Here is a 24,925-nt window from a genome sequence, read left to right as displayed (position 1 = left end):
TTCCCCAATTATCGTTGCGGCCGAAATGACCGATCAATTTGTTCAGAATGCGTCAAACGATCCGGGTCGACGGCGCCCGATGCTGCAAGCCCGGGACCATGGCGGCCGCCGGCACTTGGCGCGGAATCGGCGGCCGAGGTCAGTGGCCTCCGGCCTTTTCCTGCGGATCGAGCAAACGATGCATGTGGACGATGAAATAGCGCATATGCGCATTGTCGACCGTCTGCTGCGCCTTCGCCTTCCAGGCCGTCAGCGCCGTGGCATAATCGGGAAAGATGCCGACGATATCGAGATCCTTCAGATCACGGAACTGGACCTCGTCGAGGCTTTCCAGTTCGCCGCCAAAAACGAGATGCAAAAGCTGCTTCTTGTCACCGGAGTCAGTCATTCTTGTTCTCTTTCTGCCTATTCTCCTCCGCCACCCCATCTGCGGGATTTTGACGGAAACGTCAACTGTCTCGTCGCCCCGCAAAGGCCGCGAGGAACTCATCGATGCGAGGCGCCGGTGCCGCACACAGCACCTTGTGGGTGACTTCAGCGCGATTGTAGACGATCGGTTCGCCGTCGAGGTCGACGAGGCGGCCGCCGGCGCAGGCCAGCATCAGATCGGCGGCGGCAAGGTCCCAATCGTGTGAATTGCCCTTGACGAACGTGCCGTCGAGCCGTCCGTCCGCCACCATGGCAATGCGATAGGCAAGCGAGGGAATGTATTTCTCGCGCCTGACCCGCTCGCGGAAGGCCGGCGGAAAGGTCTTCAACAGATCTTCGCCGATCGCCAGCCGGCTCATCTCCTCCGGCCCGGCGGCCGAAACGGTGAAGGGCACGCCGTTCTTCAGCGCCACACCGCCCTCGACGGCTTCATAAAGCTCTTCGAGCGCCGGGGCGTAGAGCACGCCGGCGACCGGCCGGCCGCGATGGACGACCGCGACGCTGACGCACCAGACCTTCTGGCCGCCGAGGAAGGCGCGTGTGCCGTCGATCGGATCGATGATGAACACCGTCTCGCGGGCGAGGCGGTCGGCATCGTCCTCGGTTTCCTCAGACAGCCAGCCATAATCCGGCCGGGCCTTGCGCAGGATCGATTCCAGCGTCTTGTTGGCGGCGAAATCGGCGGCGCTGACGGGAGAGCGGTCATCGTTCTTCCACCAGACCTCGGGAGACTGGTTGAAGAAACCGAAGGCGACCGCACCGGCCTCCTTGGCAGCATCGGCGATCAGGGCGAGATCGCCCTGCCAGCGGAGCTCTTCGCTATCGCTCATCGCGTCAATCACTTCCTTCTGCTCGTTTCTCACTGACCTGCGAGAGTCATGCCTTCGATGGCGAAGGTGGGCGCGGCGACGCCGAACTTGCGGTCGATGTCGTTGGCCGGCGTCAGGCGCATGAACATGTCCTTGAGGTTCGAGGCGATCGTCACCTCCGATACCGGGAAAGCGAGCTCGCCGTTTTCGATCCAGAAGCCGGTGGCGCCGCGGCTATATTCGCCGGTGAGCATGTTGACGCCGTGGCCGATCAGTTCGGTGACGTAAAAGCCGTTGCCGACGCTGCGGATCAGTTCCTCCGGCGAGATGTCGCCGGGTTCCAGCGCAAGGTTGGTGGAGGACGGCGAAACGGCGGTGCCGCCGCGCACGCCGCGGCCATTGGTTTGAAGTCCGAGCTCGCGGCCTGTCGAGGTCGAAAGAAACCAGTGCTTCAGGACACCGTCCTCGATCATCACCAGCCGCTCGCCGGACACGCCCTCGCCGTCGAAGGGCCGCGAGGCGGGGCCGCGCACGATCAGCGGATCGTCGGTGATCGACAAGCCCGACTTCAGCACCTGCTGACCCATCCTGTCGCGCAGGAAGCTGGTCTTGCGGGCGACGGCGGCGCCATTGATCGCGCCGGCAATATGGCCGACGAAACCGCGGGCGACACGCGGGTCGAAGATGACGGTGACGTTCTTGCCGGTCGGAACCTGGCGCGGATTGATACGCTTCACCACCCGTTCACCGGCACGACGGCCGATTTCGGCGGGATCGTCGAGCTCGGCGTAATAGAGGCGGCTGTCGAAATCATAGTCGCGTTCCATGCCGGTGCCTTCGCCAGCGATGACGCTGACGGAATGGCCGAAACGGGAGCCCATGTAGCTGCCCGCAAAACCGTGCGAGGTGGCCAGAACAAGGCCGCCCATGCCGCCGGATGCGCCGGCGCCGGAGGAATTGGTCACACCCTTGACCGCAAGGGCCGCCGTCTCGGCGGCAAGAGCGGCCTCGCGCAGCATCTCGGAGGAGACCTCGGTGGCGTCGAACAATTGCAGGTCGGGATAGGATTTCGCAAGGCTCGCCTCATCGGCGAGGCAGGCGAAGGGGTCTTCCGGCGAGACTTTGGCCATGGCGACGGCACGTTCGGCAAGCGCCTGCAGATCGAAGCCGGGATTGGCCGAAACGCTGGCGACACGCTTGCCGATGAAGACCCGCAGCGAAAAATCGTCGCTTTCGGAGGATTCCGTTCCCTCAACCTTGCCAAGACGGACGCTGACCGATTGCGAACGCGAGCGAACAACGACGGCGTCGGCGGCGTCGGCCCCTGCCTTCCTTGCCAGATCGATCAATTGACTTGCGCGGGAAAGAAGTGTCGAGGAATCGATTTCAGAGGACATGATTTGGCCTTTCCTTCGGCTTCCATTTATTGTGCACTCTCCCAAGCATCAAGGCCGCCGCCGCCGATTCTTTATCGGGACTGCCTGCGTGCCCCCGCCACCCGAAAGAATTGTCAGCATGTCAGCGCCCAACGCCCTCTTTTCCGAAACGATCCTGCTGCTCGGCGGCGCGGTGGTCGCCGCGCCGATCTTCAAGAAGCTCGGGCTAGGCACCGTCCTCGGCTATCTCGCCGCCGGTATCGTCATCGGTCCTGTTTTCCACGGCATTACCGACGGCGAACAGATCCTCGGTGTCGCCGAGCTCGGTGTCGTCTTCCTGCTGTTCATTATCGGGCTGGAGTTGAAGCCCAGCCGCCTCTGGCAGATGCGGCGCGACATTTTCGGCCTCGGCACGGGCCAGGTGGTGGTGACGGGACTGGCGCTGACCGCGCTCGCCTGGACCTCCGGCGTTGTCGACTGGCGCGGCAGCATTGTCGCCGGCTTCGGCCTGGCGCTGTCATCGACGGCCTTCGCCATGCAGATCCTCGAGGGCGACGGCGACGTCAATACGAGATACGGGCAGCGCTCCTTCTCGATGCTCTTATTCCAGGACCTGGCGATCGTGCCGCTCTTGGCGCTGATCTCCGTGCTCGACGGCGGCGGCAAGGGCAGCAATGCGCCGCTCACCGATTTTGCCGTCGCCGTCGGCGCCGTGGCGGCAATGGTGGTTGCCGGACGCTACCTGCTGACGCCGCTCTTCCAGGTCATCGCCCGCACCGGCGCCCGCGAGGCAATGATCGCCGCCGCCCTCTTCGTCGTCATGGGATCGGCGAGCCTGATGCAGCTTGCCGGACTATCGATGGCAATGGGCGCCTTTCTCTCCGGCGTGATGCTGGCCGAATCCTCCTACCGGCACGAGCTGGAGGCCGATATCGAGCCGTTCCGCGGCGTACTGCTCGCCATCTTCTTCATCGCCGTCGGCCTGTCGCTGGAGCTCGACGTTCTCTTCGACAACGCACTCTTCGTCATCGTCGCCGTGCCGATCGTCATGGCCGTCAAGGCGACCATCATCTATGGGCTCTGCCGTATCTCCGGCTCGCCGCACGATGACGCAATCCGCATTGCCTTCCTGCTGCCGCAGGGCGGCGAATTCGGCTTCGTGTTGTTCACAACGGCGGGCGCGGCCGGGCTGATGTCGACGAGCACGGCATCGCTGCTGGTGGCGATCGTCACGCTCTCCATGGCGCTGACGCCGATCGGGGCGGCGCTGTCGAAGCGGCTGCTCAACGGCGACGAACATGAGGAGCTGGACGAGGACTTCGAGGGCGCCGGCGCCGACGTGCTGATGGTCGGCTTCTCGCGTTTCGGCCAGATTGCCGCGCAGATCCTGCTGGCCGGCGGGCGCAGCGTCACCGTCATCGAGTTTTCGGCGGACCGCATCCGCCAGGCCTCCTCCTTCGGCTTCCGCATCTATTTCGGCGACGGCACCCGCAAGGACGTGCTGCGCTCCGCCGGCATCGACCGGGCAAAGATCGTGCTCGTCTGCACGCAGAAGAAGGAGGTCACCGACAAGGTGGTTGAGCTGGTGCAGGCGGATTATCCGCACACCAGGCTCTATGTGCGTTCCTACGACCGCATCCATTCGATCGAACTGCGCAACAAGGGCGTCGATTACGAGCTGCGCGAAACGCTGGAATCCGGCCTGCTCTTCGGACGGCGGACGCTGGAAGCGCTCGGCGTTCCCGAGGTCGACGCCTATGAGATCGGCGAGGATATCCGCAAACGCGACGAGGCGCGGCTCGCCCTGCAGGTTTCGGAGGGGCTGCAAGCCGGGCGCGACATGCTGTTTTCCCACCCGGTTCGCCCCGAACCGCTGGTCAAGCCGAAACGCGCCGCCGATCCCTTCGAGGATGATCCGCTGGCGGGCACCGCGGATGCGACGGCGGAGGCCTGATCGCCGCTGGCCGGTTTGTTAAATTGACGCATTGAATATCCGCTCGCCGGCGTCTATCAACCGGGCGATCGGAGCAATCCAAGAGGCAGACTTGATCAGACGGGCGAGACAGATGGAACACTGGGCACTGCGCATCCTGTGCGCCGTCGCGCTGGTGTTTGTCGGGCTCGCTCATCAGGCTCCCATCGTAGCCGCCGGCGAGGCCGGTCCGGCTGAAATCGCCCAATATGTGCTTCCCGATGGAACGCTGCCGACGCTTTGCGTCACCGTCAGCGACAAGTCCGATCAAGGCCGGCACGACAAGAGCCATACGCATGGTTGCGAGGCCTGCCGGATCGGCGCCTCGATCCTGCTGCCGGCGCCGGCCGATGTCGCCGGTGCTCCGATACCCTTTGCGGTCGCGGTCGAACTGCCGATCCGAGCCGAAAGCTTCCCTCGCCGGCTTTTCCCGCCCAATAGCGGTCCGCGCGCTCCCCCTTCCGATCCTATCCTCGCCTGAACCTCGTGTTGCGGCAGGCGCCGTGACGCCTTTCAACGCCGGCCGAGTTGCGTCCCGCAGTCAGCCGCGGATAGGATCCATCCTCATGTCGACCATTACTGCCGCTGGACCGGCGGAGGACGCCGCCAGCGGCGTTTCGCTCTACCGCGCTATCTGGCGCTGGCATTTCTTTGCCGGGCTTCTCGTCATCCCCTTCATGCTCAATCTGGCTGTGACCGGATCGCTCTATCTCTTTAAGGAGGAGATCAACAACAGCGTCTTCGGCTACCGCTACATCGTCCAGCCGGCCGGCCAGGCGCTGCCGGCGGAGCAGGTTGCTGAGATCGCCGCCGCCGCCGTGCCGGGCTCGACGGCGACCTCCTACAAGGACCCGGCCGGACCCGAGCGATCGGCCATCGTCACCGTCGCGAGCGATGCCGGCGCCACGCTGGTCTTCGTCAACCCCTATGACGGCAAGGTGCTCGATGTGGTCGGATCGACCGACGAGTTCAATTATGTCGTCAAGCGCATCTACAGCCTGGCCTTTTTCGGCGGTACAACGAACCGGCTGATTGAGATCACCGGCGGCTTTGCCATGGTGCTCGTCGTCACCGGCATCTATCTCTGGTGGCCGCGCCGCCAGACGGGTGGTGTCGTCAGTGTGCGGGGAACGCCGGGCCGCCGGGTTTTCTGGCGCGACCTGCATGCGGTGACGGGCGCCTTCGCCGGTGTGCTGATCTTCTTCCTGGCGATCACAGGCATGCCGTGGTCGGGCTACTGGGGCGCGAACGCCAATGCCTGGCTGACCGAACACGGCCTCGGCTATCCCGTCCAGCTCTGGGATGACGTGCCGAAATCGCTGAAGGTCACCGAGGACATCCTGCCGAAAAGCGGCTGGATCATCGAGAAGGCGCCGGTTCCGCTTTCCGATATTGCCAGAGCGCAATCGGCCAAGCCAATCGGTCTCGACAAAGCCGTGGAGATCGCCAGGCGCCTGGGCATGGCGCCGGGCTTCGACATGGCGATCCCCTCCGACGAGACCGGTGTCTATACCGCCTCGCTCTTTCCCGACGATCTCGCCGACGAACGCACCATCCATATCGACCAGTATTCCGGCAAACCGCTGATCGATATCGGCTTCAACCAATATCCGTTCCTCGGAAAGATGATCGAATGGGGCATCAATGTCCACCAGGGACAGGAATGGGGGCGTTTCAACCAGTCGCTGATGCTCGCAACCTGCCTGGCAATCGTGCTCAGCTGCGTGACTGGTGTCATCATGTGGTGGAAACGGCGCCCGGCCGGCCGACTCGGCGTGCCGCCCATGCCGCCGAAGCGCTCGGTCTATTACGGCCTGTGGGTGATTACCACCATCTTCGCAGTCGCCTTCCCGATGAGCGGGCTCGCCATTGTTGCCATGATCGCCTTCGACCAGATCGTCGTGCGCTTCGTACCCGTGTTGAAACGCGCTCTCGCTTGAGGGAGACCATTCGATGAAGACGATCATTGCACTTCTTGCCTGCATGCTCTTCGCATCCATGGCATCAGCGGATGACGATCCACTGCAGGCGATCCCGGCAAGGCTGAAGCTGCTGTTCGAAACGCCTGATAAGCCATTGGACATCGCCCCGGTCGTCGTCGAGGCCGATTGGGCGATCGCCGGCTGGCGACAGGACGGGCGCGGTGGACGCGCCCTCTTGAAAAAGACGCATCATGGCTGGAGCATCTATCTCAGCAGCGGCGACAGCCTGAAGGATGCGGGGACGCTGGAGAAGATCGGGCTCTCGGCAAATGATGCCACTGAGCTGGCTGCGAAACTGAAAGATGCCGAAGCCGGCCTCGATCCCTCCGCGCTGGCGCTGTTCTCAAGCTTCGAAGGCACGGTCATGATGATGAACGAGGCATCGAACGGCGCCGGCGGCGGCCATGAGGGCCATGCCCAATAATACTGTGTTCTAGCGCTTCAGCCGCGCTTCGATTTCCCGGTCGAGGGCGAATTTCAGGTCGTCCTTGACGCCGACGGACATGGCGAGCACGTCGCGCGCCTTCAAGAAATCCATAACGCCGGTGCGGCCGACGGCTGGGCGCAGGAAGATGTGCGGCGCGCGGAGCTTCAGCTTCAGCGTTATCGCCGTCTGCATCATCAGCTGGCCCGAGCCGAAGATGCTTTCCATGCGGTTCGGAATATGGGTGCCGTCGCCTTCCGGCGCGCCGACGACATCGATGCCGACGACGATGTCGGCAAGATCCATCAGCGGTTCATAGGGCACCGGATTGCTGATGCCGCCGTCGATCATCACCCGGCCGCGCAGGCGCACTGGCATGAAGACGGCGGGTATGGCGGACGAGGCGGCGAGTGCCGGAAACAGCTCGCCCTCTTCGATGATGACTTCGTTCTGTCCGTAATAATCCGTGGTGATGACTTTCATCGGCACCAGCAGATCCTCAAAGCGGGCCGGCAACTCGGCCGGCAGAAAGGCTTTCAAGATCCGCTCCAGATTGAACTGGCCGATGCGGATGCCCTTGGCCACCGCATCACGCACCGTCGCCGGCCTCAGCCCCCAGATGCGGGCGACGACGGCCGTCTTGTTGCCGACGGTCGTCAGCGCATGTTCGCGGATTTCGGCTCCCGACATGCCGGCGGCCATGCCGGCCCCCATGATCGCGCCCATCGACGAGCCCGATATCGCCACCGGGCGAATGCCGAGTTCGTCGAGCGTCTCGATGATATGGATATGGGCAAGTCCCCGCGCGCCGCCGCCGCCGAAAGCGACAGCGACCGTCGGAAGATCGCTGATCGCCGGCAGTTTCGGGCTGATGATCTCTGCCTGCTGCACGCCCCGCCCCCGCTTATTGCGGCTGATACCGGAAGAAATGCACCCTCGTATCGCCAAAGATGCGGTTTTCGAGGAAGACATAGGAAGGATGCACGGAAACGACAATATCGGCGCGTTCTTCGAGCACCGCGATCGCGCCTGGCCTGAGCCAGCCGCCTTGCGCCGCCGCCGCCATCGCCTTCTCCCCGAGACCCTTGCCATAGGGCGGATCGGCAAACAGCACGTCGAAGGCTTCGAGATTGCCGACGCTGCCGAGATCGGTGGCATCGCGGCGCAGGATGCGCGTGCGGCCGTGCAGGCCGAGCGCATCGATGTTTTCCCAAAGCAGCGCCCTGCCCTCGACGCTGTTTTCGACGAAGAGCGCATGGCGACAGCCGCGCGACACGGCTTCGAGGCCGACGGCGCCGGTGCCGGCGAAAAGGTCGAGGATCCGGGTGCCGTCGACGCATTCCGGATAGGCATGGCTCAATATATTGAACAGGCTCTCGCGTGTCCGGTCGGCAGTCGGCCGGATATCGTTGGACTTTGGCACGGCGAGAGGCCGTCCGCGAAACTCACCGCCGACGATCCGCACCGCGCGTCATGCCCTTTCCTTTTGCACCACCTCTGGACGGGCCGCCCGCAGGCCTGTCGCCGCCCGGCCTGTCACTGCCTGGCTTGCCCTTCGGCTTGCCGGAGAAACTCTTAGATCCACCCGGCTTGGCGCCAAAGCTCTTGCCACGGGGCTTGTCCCCCGAAGGCTTATCGCCGAACGATCTTTCGCCGCGCGGACGCTCTGAGCGGCCCTCACCGGCAAAACTTCTGGCTGCCCGCGGGCGCTCATCACCGTCCTCGCGCGGTCTGCGGTCGCCACGCGGCTTGTCGCCGAAGGGGCGGTCGCCACGCGAAGGACGATCGCCGAAAGGCCGGTCGCCGCGCGGACGCTCCGAACGGGCTTCGCCGGTGGAGGCTCTGGCGGCACGAGGACGCTCGTCGCCATCCGCACGCGGCTTGCGGTCACCGCGCGGCTTGTCGCCGAAGGGCCGGTCACCACGCGACGGACGATCGCCGAAAGGCCGGTCGCCACGCGGACGTTCCGGCCGGCTTTCGCCGGCAGAGCTTCTGGCACGCGGACGTTCGTCACCCGCGTCGCGCGGGCGGCGTTCACCGCGCGCCGGGCGGTCGCCAAAGCCGCGATCCTCGCGCGCCGGGCGATCCCCGAAAGAGCGCTTGCGGCCGGAGCCTTCGCCCTCATCCTTGCGGTGAGGCTGCTCGCTCGAGCGGATCCATTCGCCGTCCTCTTCGCGCACGCGATTGATCTGTGTGCGCGGACGATCCTCGATATGGTGGGAACCGGTGCCCTTTGCCGGCCGCTCTTCGCCGCGCCGGCGCGCGGTCTGCGCGTTCTTAGCGGCTTTCGCGGCCGCCTTTTCGCCGAGCGGCCGGGCGCCAGGCGCCATCCAGACATTGGCGCTGCGGCGCTGGCCGAGCGGCTGGGGACGCTTCGGCTTGTCGTCGTCGAAGCGGCCGCCATCGCGGCGGTCGTCATCTCTGCGTCCGCCGCCGCGGCGATCGTCGCGCTTGGTGTCGAGGCGGCTCAGCGCTCGTTCGCGCTTGTCCTCATCGCGGCGCGGCCGCTCGCGTTTTTCCGGTACTGGGGCTTGCGCCTCTTCCTCGGCGGCAACGGCCGGCGCATTGTAGATCGGTGCATCGAAATTCGCCTTGGCTTCCTCGATCAGGCGCGGGCCGAGCTGATCGCGCAGCGTGCGGCCACGTACTTCGATGACATGGCCTTCCGGCAAGTCGCCGAGCTGGAACGGACCATAGGAAATGCGGATCAGGCGGTTGACGTCGAGGCCGAGCGCGCCCATCACGTTCTTGATTTCGCGGTTCTTGCCTTCGCGCAGGCCCATGGTGATCCAGACATTCGAGCCTTGCGTGCGGTCGAGCGTCGCCTCGATCGAGCCATAGAGCACGCCGTCGACGGCAATACCGTCCTTCAGCTTGTCGAGCGCCTCCTGATCGATCTCGCCATGGGCGCGGACGCGGTAGCGGCGCAACCAGCCGGTCGCCGGCAGCTCGAGCGCGCGGGCAAGACCACCATCATTGGTCAGCAGCAGCAGGCCTTCGGTGTTGATATCGAGACGGCCGATCGACATGACGCGCGGCAGTTCTTCCGGCAGGTTGTCGAAGACGGTCGCGCGGCCTTCCGGATCGGCATTGGTGGTCACCAGCCCGGCCGGCTTATGATAGAGCCACAGCCTGGTGCGCTCGATGCCGCGGATCGGCACACCGTCGACCTCGATGCGGTCGGCAAGCGTGACGTTGACGACGGGAGTTTCGAGAACCCTGCCGTTCAGCGTCACCCGGCCTTCCATGATCATGCGTTCGATGTCGCGGCGAGAGGCGACGCCGGCGCGCGCCATCACTTTGGAAATGCGTTCGGCCTTGGCCTCGCTCTCGGTTTCGGGCGCAGTCGGGCGCGCGGCTGCAGCCTTTGCCGGCTTCGCGCCACCCGCTTTCGGACCGGCCTTGGTCCTGGCGTCGCGTGAAAAGGGCTTTGCGCCCGGGCGTTTTGGCTTGTCTTTGGATGTCATTTGTTGTTTGCCTGCCTTTTGGGCCTGTCTATCAGGTCACGCATCTGCGGTTAAGTGGAAATTCTTGCGATCGTGAAGACAAATCGTTTCATGGAGATGGCGCTCGAAGAGGCGCGCGCCGCCGGTGAACGCGGCGAGGTACCGATCGGCGCCGTCGTCGTCATCGACGATATTGCGGTTTCACGCTCGGGAAACCGAACGCGCGAACTCAATGACGTCACCGCCCATGCCGAAATCGCCGCAATCCGGCTCGCTTGCGAAGCGCTCGGGCAGGAACGGCTTGCCGGCGCCGATCTCTATGTGACGCTGGAGCCTTGCACCATGTGCGCGGCAGCCATCTCGTTTGCGCGTGTCCGCAGGCTCTATTACGGCGCCGAGGACCCGAAGGGCGGCGCCGTCGACAATGGCGTGCGATTCTATGCGCAGCCGACCTGCCACCACGCCCCGGAGGTCTATTCCGGCCTCAACGAGGTCCAGTCGGCCGAGATATTGCGGAAGTTCTTTTCGCAAAAGAGAGAGGCGCCGTAGCTCTCCAGGGCGCGACGCGGTCATCTTCGGCCGCGTGCCGCGACCGTCCGGTTGGTGCGAATGGCTGCCCCTCACCCTAACCCTTACCGGGGTCGAGCCACTGGTCTCGACCCGTCCTGCGGACCCCCGCTTGCGGGGCGAGGGGACGTGCCCGGCGAGGGGGTGGGGAACGGAGAGGTTGCGGCATGGTCCCTTCGCCCCGCGCGCGGGGAGAAGGTGGCGGCAGCCGGATGAGGGGCTGCTCTCGCCGAAGACCTGGGACGGCGCTAAACCCTGGGACAGGCCGCTATTGCAGGAAGTTCCACCACTGCTTGCCGCTGTTGGCGATCGCCGCGTCCTTCTTGCGCTTTTTCTGCTTCTTGAGCTCGGGCTCGCCGACATCGTCGAGCTTTGCCGGGTCGTCGACGGTGCGGTAGCCGGGCGGCGGATCGGAAATATAGCGGCGCTGATCGACGTAGGAGCCCTTCTGCAGGGCGCGGGCCTCGCGATAGGCCTGGGTCTGGGCTTCCGTCGTGCGCCGGCCGCCTTCGATGGCCGAGCTGGCGAGCGGTGACCGGTAGTTCGGATTGTCGGAGTTCGCGTCCGCCTCGGAAACGAGGCGGGCGCGGGTTTCCTCCGGCGATTCAAGCCATTGCGGATTGTCCTTGTTCGCAACCGTCTGCTGCGGTTGAACGAGGGTCTCCCTCTGCCCCTCAGCCGGCAGCACCAGCGTCGGGCGCGGCGTGTACTTGACGCCTTTGTTCTTCGGATCCGGCCCGGTCAAAGACACGGACTGGCCGAGATCGTCAGTCAACTGCTCCATGGCGGTCTTGTCGGTGCCGTAGGTCGGGCTGCTGGCGCAGCTGGAAACCAGGGAGCATCCCGCCACCACAACAGACAGGCAGGCGCCCATACGGAACCAATGCGTTGCGAACATGAAAACCCTTCCAGCCACCGGTGCAATCGTTGCCCAACCGGACAACCGTCCCCCTGACGCAAAAATCCGGCCATTTTCAGGCAGCTTTTACCGGATGAACGCCACAAAGGCAATTCACCCGGCAAATATCTTCAGGCGCGGATGCCGAGTTCGCGCAATGCCGCAGCGTCACGCGCCGAGACGTCGGGATAATCAGGATCGGAGCCGACATCGGTGGTGATGCGCCAGGAACGCGCGCATTTGACACCCTCGGCGAGCTTCGGCACGACCGCGACATCAGGCACTTCGGCAAGGCGGAAGGCTTCCGCCGGACCGGCGTCCGCCTTGATTGTGATGCCCGAGGTGATGCAGACTTCACTGAAGTCCTGACCCTCGATCGCCTTGCGAAGCTCGGCATCGGCGATGTGGACGACGGGAGCCGCTTCCAGCGAGGAGCCGATGCGCTTGTCCTTGCGCTCGATTTCCAGCGCGCCGGTCACCACCGAACGCACGGCGCGGATCTTCTTCCACTTCTCGGCCAGGGCATCGTTGCGCCATTCCTTTGCAACAGGAGCGAACTGCTCCAGATGCACGGAAACGGCGGACGGATTGCGCGACAGCCAGGCCTCCTCAGTGGTGAAGGGCAGCATCGGGGCGAGCCAGGTCACCATGCAATCGAAGATCTGGCGGATGACGTGCAGGCTGGCGCGCCGGCGCAGGCTCGACGGCGCGTCGCAATAAAGCGCATCCTTGCGGACATCGAAATAGAAGGCCGAAAGCTCGACATTGGCGAAATCGATCAACGCGCGGGCGATCTTCTTGAAATCGAACGCGTCGTAGTTTTCGCGCACCAGCTGATCGAGCTCGGCCAGCCGATGCAGCATCAGCTGCTCCAGCTCCGGCAGATCGGCAAGCGCGATCTCCTCGCCCTTGTCGTGCGCCAGCGTGCCGAGCATCCAGCGGATGGTGTTGCGCAGCTTGCGATAGGCGTCGACATTGGTCTGAATGATCGTCTTGCCGACGCGCAGGTCGTCGGCATAGTCCGAGGTCATCACCCAGAGGCGCAGGATGTCGGCGCCGGCGTCCTTCATCACCTCCTGCGGAGCGGTGACGTTGCCCTTCGACTTCGACATCTTCTCGCCCTTCTCGTCCATGGTGAAACCATGGGTAAGGACGGCGTCGTAAGGCGCGCGGCCGCGGGTGGCAGCCGATTCCAGGAGCGAGGAATGGAACCAGCCGCGATGCTGGTCGGAGCCCTCGAGATAGAGATCGGCCGGCCATTTCAGGTCGGGGCGGTCTTCCAGCGTGAAGGTGTGCGTCGATCCCGAATCGAACCAGACATCGAGGATATCCATGACCTGCGACCACTTGGCCGGGTCATGCTCGTTGCCGAGGAAGCGTTCCTTGGCGCCTTCGGCAAACCAAGCGTCGGCGCCCTCGGCGTCGAAAGACTCAAGGATGCGGGCGTTGACGGCCTCATCCTGCAGCACGGCGCCATGCTCGTCGACGAAGACGCAGATCGGCACGCCCCAGGCGCGCTGACGGGAAAGCACCCAGTCCGGCCGCTGCTCGATCATGGCGCGCAGGCGGTTCTGGCCGGCAGCCGGCACGAAACGGGTATCGTCGATCGCGGTGAGCGCACGGCTGCGCAGCGTCGTTCCATCCGGCAGCGTCTTGTCCATATAGACGAACCACTGCGGCGTGTTGCGGAAGATGACCGGCTTCTTGGAGCGCCAGGAATGCGGATACTGGTGCTTCAGGCGGCCACGGGCAAAGAGCGCGCTACGCTCGATCAGCGCCTTGATGACGCGGTCGTTGGCATCGCCCTTCTTGCCGTTGTCGTCGATGACACGTCCGCCTTCGAGGCCCGGCGCATCCGATGTGTAGAAGCCGCCGTCGTCGACCGGGAACGGGATCTTGGTCTCGATGCCGCGCGCCTCGATCTCGCGGGCATGCGCCATCCAGACGTCGAAGTCTTCGCGGCCGTGGCTGGGCGCCGTATGCACGAAGCCGGTACCGGCATCGTCGGTGACATGGTCGCCCTCGAGCAGCGGAACGGCAAATTCATAGCCGCCGCCGAGACCGTTGAGCGGATGGGCGCAAGTGATCCCGGCAAGGTCGCCAGCCGTAACGTCACCAAGACGCTTGTACTGAAGCTTCGCCTTGGCGAAGGATTCCTCAGCCAGCTTGTCAGCGAAGATCAGCTTCTCGCCCGGGCGCGGGCCAAAATCATTCTCGGCAGCCGTGACTTCATAGAGGCCGTAGGCAACTCGCGAGGAATAGGCGATCGCCCGGTTGCCGGGGATCGTCCAGGGCGTGGTGGTCCAGATGACGACGGAGGCATCCTTCACGCCATCGGAACCTTTCCCGACCGGGAACTTCACCCAGATCGTGTCACTCTCATAGTCGTGGTACTCGACTTCGGCTTCGGCAAGCGCGGTGCGTTCCACCACCGACCACATGATCGGCTTGGAGCCGCGATAGAGCTGGCCGCTTGCGGCGATCTTCAACAGCTCGCCGGCGATGCGGCTTTCCGCGTCAAAATTCATCGTCAGATACGGGTTGTCGAAATCGCCGACGATGCCAAGACGCTGGAACTCGTCGCCCTGGACCTTGATCCATTTTTCGGCATAGGCGCGGCACTCGCGGCGGAACTCGATCATCGCCGCCGGCTCCTTGAGATCCGGCTTGGCCTTGCCCTTGGCGCGATAGTTCTCCTCCTCGATCTTCCATTCGATCGGCAGGCCGTGGCAATCCCAGCCGGGCACGTAGTTGGCGTCAAAGCCTCGCATCTGGAACGAACGGTTGATGACGTCCTTGAGGATCTTGTTCAGCGCGTGGCCGATATGGATGTTGCCGTTGGCATAGGGCGGGCCGTCATGCAGGACGAATTTTTCGCGGCCGGCGGCAGACGCCCGCAGTTTCTTGTAGAGATCCATCTCCTGCCAGCGCTTGACGAGCTCCGGCTCCTTCTGCGGCAGGCCGGCGCGCATCGGGAAATCGGTTTCGGGCAAATAGAGGGTCTTCGAGTAATCGATTTTTTCGGCTGTGTCGGTCATATCGGGACAATCGTTTCTGGCGGCCCAGGAAGGGGGCGCAACGGCGTGAAAAAGCTGGTGACGGAAGCGCTTGTATCCAAGCGCCGAAAACCCGGACCTCCCGGCCGCTTAGCGCGCGCGGAAGGCCGGGCCGATAATTCGTATCGTGATCGCCAGCCGAAATTTTCTCATCGGGCCGGTTCATAGGCGTTTTTGCCGGGAAAAGGAAGAGAAGAATTCGCAGCCAAGCAATCGGCATCACTAACTGCAACTGCCAACCTATTAGTCTCCAGAAGAACAGACCGGCTGGAAACCGCCGGCAGCCTGCGATATAATCTGACTATCTGACCAGATTCGATTGCGGGCGTTGGCACATGAGAAAAGTCATTAAGCAAAGCTGGAAGCTCGAGGACGCCAAAGCACGCTTCAGCGAAGTCGTGCGCCGTGCCCGCAGCGAAGGGCCACAGCGCGTCACAGTGCGCGGCAAAGACAGCGTCGTCATCATCAGCGTCGAAGAACTCGAACGGTTGACGAAGGCCGAGCCTAAAAAGCCCCTGGTCGACTTCATGGAGAGCCTCGCTCTGAAAGAGCTCGATCTGGAGCGGGAGCCCGATTACGGGCGGGACGTCGAACTGTGATCGGATGGCTGCTCGACACCAACGTCATTGCGGCGCTGATCAATCCGAACGGCGCGCCCTCCGTGAAGTCCTGGGCTGCCGCGCAGGACGAGAACCAGATGTTCATCAGCGTGCTCACCCTCGCAGAATATGACAAATGCATCGAAAACCTGCCTGAAGACGACCGGAACCGCTATCGCTATATAGCGGCGCGCGACGCTCTGCAGGAGCGGTTCTCACAGCGTACTCTCTCGCTGAGCGACGCGGGCGTCAGGCATTGGGGTGCTATTTCAGGGCGCACAAAACTGCGAACCGGACATACGCCGCCGGTCATCGACACGATGCTGGCCGCCACCGCCATCGAGCACAATCTCTATCTGGTGACGCGGAACGTAAAGGATACGCGCTTCTCCGGCGCGGCAGTTTTCGATCCGTGGACAAACGATCCGGATCAATTTCCATTGAGCCGGAAATAATCGAAGACAAGCACATTTTACCGTGGCTCAGGAAAAGCAAAGCTTCCGGTCGAGGTCTCCGAGCGGCTTGACACCCGCCAGCAGCGCCCTCGCCTCCTCTTCGTCGCGCCTGATCTGAGCGACGAGCGGATCGAGGCCGTCGAATTTCAGCTCCGGTCTAATATAGCCGAAGAAGGAGACGGCGCAGAGCTGGCCGTAGAGATCGCCGCTGAAATCGAAAAGAAAGGTTTCGAGCAGCGGCGCGCCATTTTCCGTCACCGTCGGGCGGCGGCCGTAGCTTGCGACCGCGTCGTGGAGCGTTCCGTCCTGGCGGCGGAAGCGGACGGCGTAGATGCCGGCGGCAAGCTCGGCCTCCGGCGGCAGGCGCATGTTGGCGGTGGGAAAGCCAAGCTGCCGGCCGAGTTTTTCGCCGTCGATCACCTCCGCCTCGACGGTATAGCGGTAACCGAGCATGCCGGCGACTTCGCTGACATTGCCATCCTTCAGCAACGCGCGGATATGGCTCGACGAGACGACATCGGCGTTTTCGTCGCGGAAGGCATCGATCAGAGTGACGCCGAAGCCGTAGGTCTGGCCGGCATTCATCAGGAAGGCCGGACCGCCTTCGCGGCCGCGGCCGAAGTGGAAATCGAAGCCGGTGACGACTTCGGAGGCGCCGAGCCAATCCTTCAGGATCGAATGGATGAAATCATCGGCCGAGCGCTGCGAGAATTCGTAGTCGAAGGGATATTCGATGACGGCGTTGAACCCCAGCGTTTCCAGGATGCGGGCCTTGAGCGGCGCGGGTGTGAGGCGGAACACCGGCGTCTGCGGCCGGAAGACGGTGCGCGGATGCGGCTCGAAGGTCAGCACTAGAGCGGGGACGCCGCGCGCCCTGGCGATCTCAAGCGCGCGGTTCAGCACCGACTGATGACCGCGATGCACACCGTCGAAATTGCCGATGGCGATCACCCCGCCCTTGAGATGGGCGGGCAAGGGATCGCGGGTTTCATTGCGGTGGAAGACGGTCATCGGCTGGCTTCTCTTCATGCAAGGCGCGGCATCCACCACTTCGGCGCGGCGTTTTCCCGTTCGAGGTAGGCGTTGAGGATTGCCTCGTCGGTTTCGCCGTTCAAGGTGTATTCCTTGGCGTGGATCCCGCCGCTGATGTAGAGAAGGTCGAGGCCAAAATTCAAGGCGCCGCGGACATCGGTCGGCATGCCGTCGCCGATCGCCAGCACGCGCTCAGTGGGGACATCGCCGCGAAGTTCGCGGGCAGCGGCCAGCGTCGCCTCGTAGATCGGCCGGTGCGGCTTACCGGCGATGCGGGTTTTGCCGCCGAGCTGCTCGTAATAGGCGGCCATGGCGCCGGCGCAGGGAATGATGCGGTGGCCGCGCTCGACGACGAGGTCGGGATTGGCGCAGATCATCGGCACTTCGCGCGCCTGAAAATCCAGAAGCATGTCGGTGTAATCTTCCGGCTTCTCGGTCTCATCGTCGAAAAAGCCGGTGCAGACGAGCGATCGCGCTTCGCCTGCCGGCACCCGCTCGACGCCGATGCCTTCGAGAAGCGCTTTGTCACGCTCGGGGCCGAGCAGAAAGACCGTCTTCGGTCCCTCGGAAATCAGCCCGCGCGTGACGTCGCCCGAGGTGACGATCCTGTCGAAGGCGATGTCAGGCACGCCGATATGAAGCAACTGCTCGACGACCTGCCAGGAAAGGCGCGGCGAATTGGTGATGAGGACGACGGCGAGGCCTCTCTCGCGGGCGGCCTGAAGGGCCGCGGCAGCCTTGGGGAACGGATCGACGCCGTTGTGAACGACGCCCCAGACATCACAGAGCACCACATCATAGCGATCCGTGATCTCAGAGAAGGTTTCTATCCGCTTGGCCATTCCAATATCCCGAGTTGCTGCAGTCACCGGTGACATTGCAAAGGCGCAGGACGATGGCAAGGCATTTTCTTCGCCATCAGCCACCACAAAGCTCAGTCGCGACAATCCGGCGCGTGATCGGCAAGGCTCGGCCGCGACAGAGAGTTCGGCCGAAATCTCCGGCATTTCTCCGGCCTCTTCACAATTCCGGCACAAAAATTCGTGATTGCTATCATTGACTCCTTTCGGAGCCATCCCTAAATGCACGTCGCTAGCACTCACCGCAAGGGAGTGCTAACACCTATCCATGTGGGCCACTCCGGCCCGCGAATGTCATTCGATCGAGGGATTAGACAATGGCAAGCACCAATTTCCGTCCGCTTCACGACCGCGTCGTCGTTCGTCGCGTCGAGTCCGAAGAGAAGACCAAGGGCGGGATCATCATTCCTGACACCGCCAAGGAAAAGCCGCAGGAAGGCGAAATCGTCGCCGTCGGTTCCGGCGCTCGTGACGAGTCCGGCAAGGTCGTCGCACTCGACGTCAAGGCTGGCGACCGCGTGCTGTTCGGCAAGTGGTCCGGCACCGAAGTCAAGATCAACGGCGAAGACCTTCTGATCATGAAGGAAGCCGACATCATGGGCATCATCGGCTGATTGGCCGATCCGCTTTCCCGAAATGACTGACGGGCTTTTGCCCGAACAAATCGAATTCAGGAGTCACAAACATGGCAGCTAAAGAAATCAAGTTTGGCCGCACCGCGCGCGAAAAGATGCTGCGCGGCGTCGACATTCTCGCCGATGCAGTCAAGGTCACGCTCGGCCCGAAGGGTCGTAACGTCATCATCGACAAGTCCTTCGGCGCGCCGCGCATCACCAAGGACGGCGTTTCCGTCGCCAAGGAAATCGAACTCGAAGACAAGTTCGAAAACATGGGCGCCCAGATGGTCCGCGAAGTTGCTTCGAAGACCAACGACATCGCCGGCGACGGCACCACGACTGCAACCGTTCTTGCCCAGGCGATCGTTCGCGAAGGCGCCAAGGCCGTTGCCGCCGGCATGAACCCGATGGACCTGAAGCGCGGCATCGATCTCGCCGTCGCCGAAGTCGTCAAGGATCTCCAGGCCAAGGCCAAGAAGATCAACACGTCGGAAGAAGTCGCCCAGGTCGGCACGATCTCGGCAAACGGCGAGCGCCAGGTTGGCCTCGACATTGCCGAAGCCATGCAGAAGGTCGGCAACGAAGGCGTCATCACGGTTGAAGAAGCCAAGACCGCCGAAACCGAACTCGAAGTCGTCGAAGGCATGCAGTTCGACCGCGGCTACCTCAGCCCCTACTTCGTCACCAACCCGGAAAAGATGGTTGCCGACCTCGAAGACGTCTTCATTCTCCTCCACGAGAAGAAGCTCTCGAACCTGCAGTCGATGCTCCCGGTTCTCGAAGCCGTCGTCCAGACCGGCAAGCCGCTCCTCATCATTGCTGAAGATGTCGAAGGCGAAGCCCTTGCAACGCTCGTCGTCAACAAGCTGCGCGGCGGCCTGAAGATCGCTGCCGTCAAGGCCCCTGGCTTCGGCGACCGCCGCAAGGCCATGCTCGAAGACATCGCCATCCTGACGGGCGGCACTGTCATCTCCGAAGATCTCGGCATCAAGCTCGAATCCGTCACGCTCGACATGCTCGGCCGCGCCAAGAAGGTTTCGATCTCCAAGGAAAACACCACGATCGTCGATGGTTCGGGTGCCAAGTCCGACATCGAAGGCCGTGTTGCCCAGATCAAGGCGCAGATCGAAGAGACCACCTCCGACTACGATCGCGAGAAGCTGCAGGAACGCCTTGCCAAGCTCGCCGGCGGCGTTGCCGTCATCCGCGTCGGCGGTTCGACCGAAGTCGAAGTCAAGGAAAAGAAGGACCGCATCGACGACGCCCTCAACGCGACGCGCGCTGCCGTTCAGGAAGGCATCGTACCGGGCGGCGGCGTTGCCCTGCTGCGCTCCTCCGTCAAGATCACCTCCAAGGGCATCAACGACGACCAGGAAGCCGGCGTCAACATCGTTCGCCGCGCGCTGCAGGCTCCGGCCCGCCAGATCGCTGAGAACGCAGGCGACGAAGCCTCGATCGTTGTCGGCAAGATCCTCGACAAGGATCAGGACAACTGGGGTTACAACGCCCAGACCGGCGAATATGGCGACATGATCGGCATGGGCATCATCGACCCGGTCAAGGTCGTTCGCACCGCCCTGCAGGATGCCGCTTCCGTTGCATCGCTGCTGATCACTACCGAAGCCATGATCGCCGAGCTGCCGAAGAAGGACGCTCCGGCTATGCCGGGCGGCATGGGCGGCATGGGCGGTATGGACATGATGTGATAGGCCAACGGCCTTTCACAGCATCGTCCATGAATCCGCCCATCATCTAAGATGGTTCAGCGCATCGAGCGCGCTGAACTGGCGGTATGGACATGATGTGATAGGCGAAAGCCTGCACTCATTCCGGCATCCGGAACAGGAAGGGCGGCCCTCGGGTCGCCCTTTTTCTTTTGCCACGAACTTCCTTCGAGCGATTCGATCCGTTGCGCGCTATTTTGTGTCGTGCAGCGCATTTGCCGGACGGCCAAGCTTTCCCGAGGCTTGCGCCGCTGCTTGTTTTTCTCTCCACGCAAGATGCGCGCGGTCGCCGCCTTACGGCGATATATCTCCCGCCAAGTGGGGTGAAACGTGGGAAAAGCGCTGAAATTTGGGCTCTGTTCTGTCCAAAAGTGCCTATAGGCCGACAGGATCTCGATCCGAACACCCCTTAAAAAGCCGTTGCCGTTTGTGCAAAAGCTCCTATAAATCCGCGCTGCAATTGAAGTGCGCCCGGCGATCATTTTCGCTGTCAGACGAGCGCGGACGGCGATGCCACAACAGTCGGTTCGAAGGGCTCCGGTTCGGAGGTCCGGATGGCCGCGGCAATGATCGCCGGTATGGGCGCGGGCATTATGCCCGCTGCTGCATAAACCTGTTTCTTGTGTTTGCCGAGCGTGCGGCGGAGAAGCCGCATGCGAACGAGGGAACGCGCGTGTTTAAGATTGCCAAAGCCAATGCAGCCGTGCCGTTGCTACCCGGCTCGATGAACGACAACGATCAACAGCACGAGATGCTGGCGCAGTATTCCGTATCCGAAAGCTGGACCTGCGATCTGTCGAGCGGCGTGCTTCGTCTCGGCAAGTGGAGCGCCATGCTGCACGGCCTCTCCGCAGAGGAATGCGGATTGCTGAACCTGATACGATGCTACGATTCCGGAGATCGCAGTCACGTGCTGGAACTGTTCGAACAGGCGGCAACACACTGCTCCTCCTTCTGCTTTTCGACGACGATCATCATGCCGAACGGCTTGCGCCAGCCGCTATTCTGCATGGGCGAGTCAAACGGGCTCGAGGAGAAATACAGCGGCAGCCTGGCTGGCGTCTTCGTCTTTCCGCGTTTCAAGCTCGAAGGCGCAAGGCAGATCACTAACCGGCAATAGTATCCGGCGGGAATGGCTGCCCCTCACCCTAACCCTCTCCCCGTAAAAACGGGGAGAGGGGACGCGCCCTGCGCGAGGTAAGTAGGTACGGAGAGGTAGCGGCATATCCCCTTCGCCCCGCGTGCGGGGAGAAGGTGCCGGCAGGCGGATGAGGGGCAGGCGGCGATCTCTTGCCGTCAACTACTCCGGCTTGACCGGGATATTGAGGCCCCGGGCGCTTGCTGGACGGGCGATGCAGCGTTCCAGCCAATCCGAAACGGCGGGGAAACTCGCATAGTCGAGGACCTCGCGGCCGCCATAGAAGATGTCGGCGCCGCGGACCCAGGTGAAGGTGGTGATATCGGCGATCGTATACTGATCGCCCATGATCCACTGACGGCCCTTCAACCGGCCTTCGAGCACGCCGAGCAGCCGTTTGGATTCATCGCGATAGCGCTCCACCGGATAGGAATTGTTGGCGACCTTATCGGCGGCGGATTTGTAGAAATGGCCGAACTGACCGAACATCGGGCCGATGCCGGCCATCTGGAAAAACACCCACTGAATGCATTCGTAGCGACCGGCGCCATCCTCAGGGATGAGCTTGCCGGTCTTTTCCGCGAGATAAAGCAGGATGGCGCCGGATTCGAAAAGGCCGATCGGCTTTCCCCCAGGCCCCTTCGGATCGATGATCGCCGGAATGCGGCCGTTCGGATTGAGAGATTCGAATTCCGGTGACTTCTGTTCGTTGGCGTCGAAGGAAACATAATGCGGCTCATAGGCGAGACCGAGCTCTTCGAGGGCGACGGACACTTTCACGCCGTTCGGCGTCTGCAGCGAATAGAGCTGGATGATGTCGGGATTTTTCGCCGGCCAGCGGGTCGTGATCGGAAATGCGGAAAGATCTGCCATCGGAGTCTCCATGTTGGGCGCCGACCATAGGAGACGAGGCTCTCGAAAAGCAAGCGAGGTCGTCGTTTCATATTATTGAACGAAGTGTCCCCTTCCGTCTATCTTTGCATAACGAAGGAAATAGGCGAGATAGGGATATCAGAGATCCACAGCGTGCCCGGGGGCACCAAGATCTTGAGAAGCCATTCAACGGAGCAACATCCATGTCGAACGCCTTTATCCTGATTGCCCGCATTCTTCTGTCTTTCATGTTCGTCCTTTCCGGCTTCATGAAGCTAAGCGATCCTGCCGGTACTGCTGGCATGATCGCCGGTGCCGGCCTGCCGGCAGCAACTCTCCTGGCCTATGTCGCAGGCCTTTTCGAACTGCTCGCCGGCCTTGCGGTTCTCACAGGCTTCCAGGTCCGCATTGCCGGCTGGCTGCTCGCGGGCTTCTGTGTCTTCACGGCCGTTGCCTTCCATCTGCCCTACGCAAGTGGCGCGGAACTCGTGAATATTCTCAACCAGATCATGGTCATGAAGAACATCACGCTTGCCGGCGCGTATATATTGCTCGCCACCGTCGGTGCCGGTGCCTATTCGATTGACGCCCGCCGCGGCGCCTATGCGCCTGCCTGATAGAACGAATCCTCCCAAGCATGCAAAACCCGCCGTCATTGAATTGACGGCGGGTTCTCTTATGCATTGACGGCGGAGATCAGAGCGCGGCGCGCACCGCGTCGACGATCGCCTGCACGACCGGGTCATCTGCATGGCTATCCTTGCGGGCGCGCACCAGGCAGGCCTGCGAATGCAGTATGACGCCGTCCTGGAGCACCTTCAGGTGGTTGGCGCGCAGCGTCGAGCCGGTGGAGGTGATATCGACGATGATATCGGCCGAGCCGGAGGCAGGCGCCCCTTCGGTGGCGCCGAGGCTTTCGACGATGCGGTAAAGCTGGATGCCGTGCTGGCTCGAGAAGAACTGCTGGGTCAGCCGCCAGTATTTAGTGGCAATCGCCAGGCGCCGGCCATGGCGGGCGCGGAAATCGGCCGCGACATCGCCGAGATCGGCCATGGTCTCGACATCCAGCCAGATCTCCGGCACCGCAACGACGACATCGGCGTGACCGAAGCCGAGGCGGGCGCAGAATTCGACGCGCTTGTCGATCTCGGCAAAACCCTCCCGCATCAGATCCTCGCCGGTGACACCGAAATCGACGGTGCCGTTGCCGAGTTCGCGGGAGATTTCGGAGGCCGAAAGGAAGGCCACTTCGACATTGTCCCAGCCTTCGACACGGCCGCGATAGGAGCGGTCGTTGCCGACAGCCGTAATCGTCATGCCGGCCCGCTCGAAGATCGCCGAGGCATCGTCCTTCATCCGGCCCTTGGAGGGAAGCGCGATGGTGATGGTCATGCGGCTGCCCTTTCGGTTTCGATGCGGTCGAGCCAGAAGGAGAAGCCGACGGCCGGAATGCGGTCCGTCGCGCCGAGGAAGGTCAGGAGTTTATCGAAGCGGCCGCCGCCTGCCAGAACCGACGTCGATCCCTCTACCGTCACCTCAAAGACGAGACCGGTGTAGTAATCGAGCGGCCGCCCGAAAGCGGCGCGATAGTCGAGGCAGGACAGATCGACGCCGGCATCGCCAAGGGCGCCGACGCGACCATTGAAACGGGAGAGCGCATTGCCGAGCTTCAAGCCGGCGGCATCGGCAAAACCGGCCAGCGCCGCCGACGCATTGACGAGCGGCACCTGCAGCGACAGGAACTCTTCCAGCACATGGAAGGCCGCATCGTCGAGACGCGTTTCGGACAGGATAAGCTTTTCCTTGAGCCGCCGGGCGATCTCCAGCGGCGAGCGGCTGGCATTGGTCGAATAGCCCGTCGCCTGCATTTCCTGCTCGAGATGGGCGATCAGTGCCTGTTCGTCGCCTGATGCGATAAGCCTTGCGATATCGTCGTCCAGCCCGGTAACGAATTGCGGGCTGACGAGGCCGGCCAGCAGCGCCTCCAGCTGTGTCATGTTGCCGAAGGCATGGATCAGCCGCTTCTGCCAGCCGAGCGGCAGGCCGAGCGCCTGAACGACCGCCTCAAAAACCGCCTGGTCGCCTAATGTCACCGACAGGCGCCGGCCCGGCAGCAGGCGGGCAAGAATGCCGGTGGCATCGCCGATGGCGCGGGCATCGGCGCTTGGTATGTTGATATCGCCGAGATCCTCGATGCCGGCCTGATAAAATTCATTGGCGCCGTCGCGGCGCTGGCGGAAGACCTCGCCGAGATAGGCGTAACGCTTCGGCGTGCCGGTCGCCGTTTCGATGTGGCGCAGACAGACGGGGATGGTGAATTCGGGACGCAGGCAGAGACTGGCGCCGGTTTCGCTCTCGGTCATGAAGATGCGGCGACGCAGATCCTCGCCGGCAATGTCGAGGAACGGCTCGGCCGGCTGAATGACCGGCGTATCGATGCGCTCGGCCTTGCGGGCGTCAAATTCGGAAAGCAGGTCGCTCGCGAATTCGGGGAGGTTGATCAGGGGCATGGTGTCGCTCCTGGGAAAAGTCCCCTCCCCAACCCCTCCCCACAAGGGGGAGGGACTAACTCGCGGCGGTCGTCGAACGAAATCGAGAGGACCTCCGATGAAGCAAATGTTGAGTTGGGCACACCGGCGCCAAGTAAAGCCCCTCCCCCCTGTGGGGA

At 63.0% G+C, this 24,925-nt stretch carries 24 protein-coding genes; 11 read left to right on the top strand and 13 right to left on the bottom strand.

Going from position 1 to position 24,925, the window contains the following annotated elements; translation table 11 throughout:
* Positions 1-139: 139 nt before the first annotated feature.
* The 3 genes from N2597_RS02305 to N2597_RS02295 form a co-directional block, all read right to left on the bottom strand.
* Positions 140-388 (bottom strand): DUF4170 domain-containing protein, encoded by a 249-nt coding sequence (locus N2597_RS02305; RefSeq protein ID WP_038687129.1) that lies wholly within the window; start codon positions 386-388, stop codon positions 140-142.
* Positions 389-449: 61 nt separating this feature from the next.
* The gene (locus N2597_RS02300) at positions 450-1,259 is read right to left on the bottom strand and encodes a 3'(2'),5'-bisphosphate nucleotidase CysQ (protein ID WP_183597378.1); all 810 of its coding nucleotides are present in this window, start codon (positions 1,257-1,259) and stop codon (positions 450-452) included.
* Between the two features lie 29 nt (positions 1,260-1,288).
* Positions 1,289-2,635, bottom strand: a complete 1,347-nt coding sequence (locus N2597_RS02295) for a TldD/PmbA family protein (protein ID WP_077991081.1) — start codon at positions 2,633-2,635, stop codon at positions 1,289-1,291.
* Between the two features lie 118 nt (positions 2,636-2,753).
* Between N2597_RS02295 and N2597_RS02290 the strand changes: the two genes are divergently transcribed.
* The 4 genes from N2597_RS02290 (at position 2,754) to N2597_RS02275 (ending at position 6,992) form a co-directional block, all read left to right on the top strand.
* A complete protein-coding gene (locus tag N2597_RS02290; protein ID WP_096762646.1) occupies positions 2,754-4,568 on the top strand; it encodes a monovalent cation:proton antiporter-2 (CPA2) family protein in 1,815 nt (604 codons plus the stop codon).
* A 91-nt stretch (positions 4,569-4,659) separates the two neighbouring features.
* On the top strand, positions 4,660-5,067 hold the full coding sequence (locus N2597_RS02285) for a hypothetical protein (protein WP_096762647.1): 408 nt from the start codon (positions 4,660-4,662) through the stop codon (positions 5,065-5,067).
* Between the two features lie 85 nt (positions 5,068-5,152).
* Positions 5,153-6,526: a PepSY-associated TM helix domain-containing protein gene (locus N2597_RS02280; RefSeq protein WP_183597379.1), complete on the top strand. Its 1,374-nt coding sequence runs from the start codon at positions 5,153-5,155 to the stop codon at positions 6,524-6,526.
* Positions 6,527-6,539: 13 nt separating this feature from the next.
* Complete coding sequence (locus N2597_RS02275) at positions 6,540-6,992, top strand: copper uptake system-associated protein (protein ID WP_096762649.1); 453 nt, start codon at positions 6,540-6,542, stop codon at positions 6,990-6,992.
* A gap of 9 nt (positions 6,993-7,001) precedes the next feature.
* Here N2597_RS02275 and N2597_RS02270 read toward each other — a convergent pair whose 3' ends face one another.
* From N2597_RS02270 to N2597_RS02260, 3 genes are read right to left on the bottom strand one after another with little or no spacing between them, the layout of a single operon-like run.
* Positions 7,002-7,883, bottom strand: a complete 882-nt coding sequence (locus tag N2597_RS02270; RefSeq protein WP_038687120.1) for a patatin-like phospholipase family protein — start codon at positions 7,881-7,883, stop codon at positions 7,002-7,004.
* 13 nt (positions 7,884-7,896) lie between these two features.
* A complete protein-coding gene (gene rsmD, locus N2597_RS02265) occupies positions 7,897-8,457 on the bottom strand; it encodes a 16S rRNA (guanine(966)-N(2))-methyltransferase RsmD (RefSeq protein WP_039618105.1) in 561 nt (186 codons plus the stop codon).
* Entirely contained in the window at positions 8,438-10,459 is a 2,022-nt protein-coding gene (locus N2597_RS02260) for a pseudouridine synthase (RefSeq protein WP_183597381.1), read from the bottom strand. Before N2597_RS02260 ends, rsmD begins: the two co-directional genes overlap by 20 nt.
* Positions 10,460-10,549: 90 nt before the next feature.
* Between N2597_RS02260 and N2597_RS02255 the strand changes: the two genes are divergently transcribed.
* Positions 10,550-10,987: a nucleoside deaminase gene (locus N2597_RS02255; protein WP_077991088.1), complete on the top strand. Its 438-nt coding sequence runs from the start codon at positions 10,550-10,552 to the stop codon at positions 10,985-10,987.
* 286 nt (positions 10,988-11,273) lie between these two features.
* Here the strand turns inward: N2597_RS02255 and N2597_RS02250 are convergent, their stop codons facing one another.
* Positions 11,274-11,903 carry a hypothetical protein gene (locus tag N2597_RS02250; protein WP_038687111.1) on the bottom strand — a complete coding sequence of 210 codons (630 nt, stop codon included), beginning with the start codon at positions 11,901-11,903 and terminating at the stop codon, positions 11,274-11,276.
* A 131-nt stretch (positions 11,904-12,034) separates the two neighbouring features.
* A complete protein-coding gene (gene ileS / locus N2597_RS02245) occupies positions 12,035-14,941 on the bottom strand; it encodes an isoleucine--tRNA ligase (RefSeq protein ID WP_183597383.1) in 2,907 nt (968 codons plus the stop codon).
* A gap of 353 nt (positions 14,942-15,294) precedes the next feature.
* On the opposite strand from ileS, the gene N2597_RS02240 reads away from it, so the two are divergent.
* Both N2597_RS02240 and N2597_RS02235 read left to right on the top strand, forming a co-directional pair.
* Positions 15,295-15,558: a type II toxin-antitoxin system Phd/YefM family antitoxin gene (locus tag N2597_RS02240; protein ID WP_009996202.1), complete on the top strand. Its 264-nt coding sequence runs from the start codon at positions 15,295-15,297 to the stop codon at positions 15,556-15,558.
* Positions 15,555-16,013: a type II toxin-antitoxin system VapC family toxin gene (locus N2597_RS02235; RefSeq protein WP_183597385.1), complete on the top strand. Its 459-nt coding sequence runs from the start codon at positions 15,555-15,557 to the stop codon at positions 16,011-16,013. The genes N2597_RS02240 and N2597_RS02235 overlap by 4 nt, the downstream gene beginning before the upstream one ends.
* A 27-nt stretch (positions 16,014-16,040) precedes the next feature.
* On the opposite strand, the gene N2597_RS02230 is transcribed toward N2597_RS02235, so the two are convergent.
* Positions 16,041-17,024: a bifunctional riboflavin kinase/FAD synthetase gene (locus N2597_RS02230; RefSeq protein WP_096762693.1), complete on the bottom strand. Its 984-nt coding sequence runs from the start codon at positions 17,022-17,024 to the stop codon at positions 16,041-16,043.
* A 14-nt stretch (positions 17,025-17,038) separates the two neighbouring features.
* Positions 17,039-17,887 (bottom strand): TIGR01459 family HAD-type hydrolase, encoded by an 849-nt coding sequence (locus N2597_RS02225; protein ID WP_096762654.1) that lies wholly within the window; start codon positions 17,885-17,887, stop codon positions 17,039-17,041.
* Between the two features lie 335 nt (positions 17,888-18,222).
* Between N2597_RS02225 and groES the strand changes: the two genes are divergently transcribed.
* The 3 genes from groES (at position 18,223) to N2597_RS02210 (ending at position 21,366) form a co-directional block, all read left to right on the top strand.
* Complete coding sequence (gene groES, locus N2597_RS02220; protein WP_004675403.1) at positions 18,223-18,519, top strand: co-chaperone GroES; 297 nt, start codon at positions 18,223-18,225, stop codon at positions 18,517-18,519.
* 71 nt (positions 18,520-18,590) lie between these two features.
* Complete coding sequence (gene groL / locus N2597_RS02215; protein WP_038687103.1) at positions 18,591-20,228, top strand: chaperonin GroEL; 1,638 nt, start codon at positions 18,591-18,593, stop codon at positions 20,226-20,228.
* A gap of 691 nt (positions 20,229-20,919) precedes the next feature.
* The gene (locus N2597_RS02210) at positions 20,920-21,366 is read left to right on the top strand and encodes a hypothetical protein (protein WP_183597387.1); all 447 of its coding nucleotides are present in this window, start codon (positions 20,920-20,922) and stop codon (positions 21,364-21,366) included.
* 180 nt (positions 21,367-21,546) lie between these two features.
* Here N2597_RS02210 and N2597_RS02205 read toward each other — a convergent pair whose 3' ends face one another.
* Entirely contained in the window at positions 21,547-22,257 is a 711-nt protein-coding gene (locus N2597_RS02205; RefSeq protein WP_183597389.1) for a glutathione binding-like protein, read from the bottom strand.
* 203 nt (positions 22,258-22,460) lie between these two features.
* Here N2597_RS02205 and N2597_RS02200 point away from each other — a divergent pair, with 203 nt between their 5' ends.
* Positions 22,461-22,874: a DoxX family protein gene (locus N2597_RS02200; RefSeq protein ID WP_183597391.1), complete on the top strand. Its 414-nt coding sequence runs from the start codon at positions 22,461-22,463 to the stop codon at positions 22,872-22,874.
* A 79-nt stretch (positions 22,875-22,953) separates the two neighbouring features.
* Here N2597_RS02200 and hisG read toward each other — a convergent pair whose 3' ends face one another.
* Entirely contained in the window at positions 22,954-23,649 is a 696-nt protein-coding gene (gene hisG, locus N2597_RS02195) for an ATP phosphoribosyltransferase (protein WP_183597393.1), read from the bottom strand.
* Entirely contained in the window at positions 23,646-24,767 is a 1,122-nt protein-coding gene (locus N2597_RS02190) for an ATP phosphoribosyltransferase regulatory subunit (protein WP_096768715.1), read from the bottom strand. Before N2597_RS02190 ends, hisG begins: the two co-directional genes overlap by 4 nt.
* Between the last annotated feature and the right edge of the window lie 158 nt (positions 24,768-24,925).

Origin of the sequence: Rhizobium sophoriradicis (genome assembly GCF_025200795.1) — a bacterium.
Lineage (GTDB): Bacteria > Pseudomonadota > Alphaproteobacteria > Rhizobiales > Rhizobiaceae > Rhizobium > Rhizobium sophoriradicis.
The sequence above is the reverse complement of the archived record's forward strand: the minus strand, read 5'-3'. Positions and strand labels throughout refer to the sequence as shown.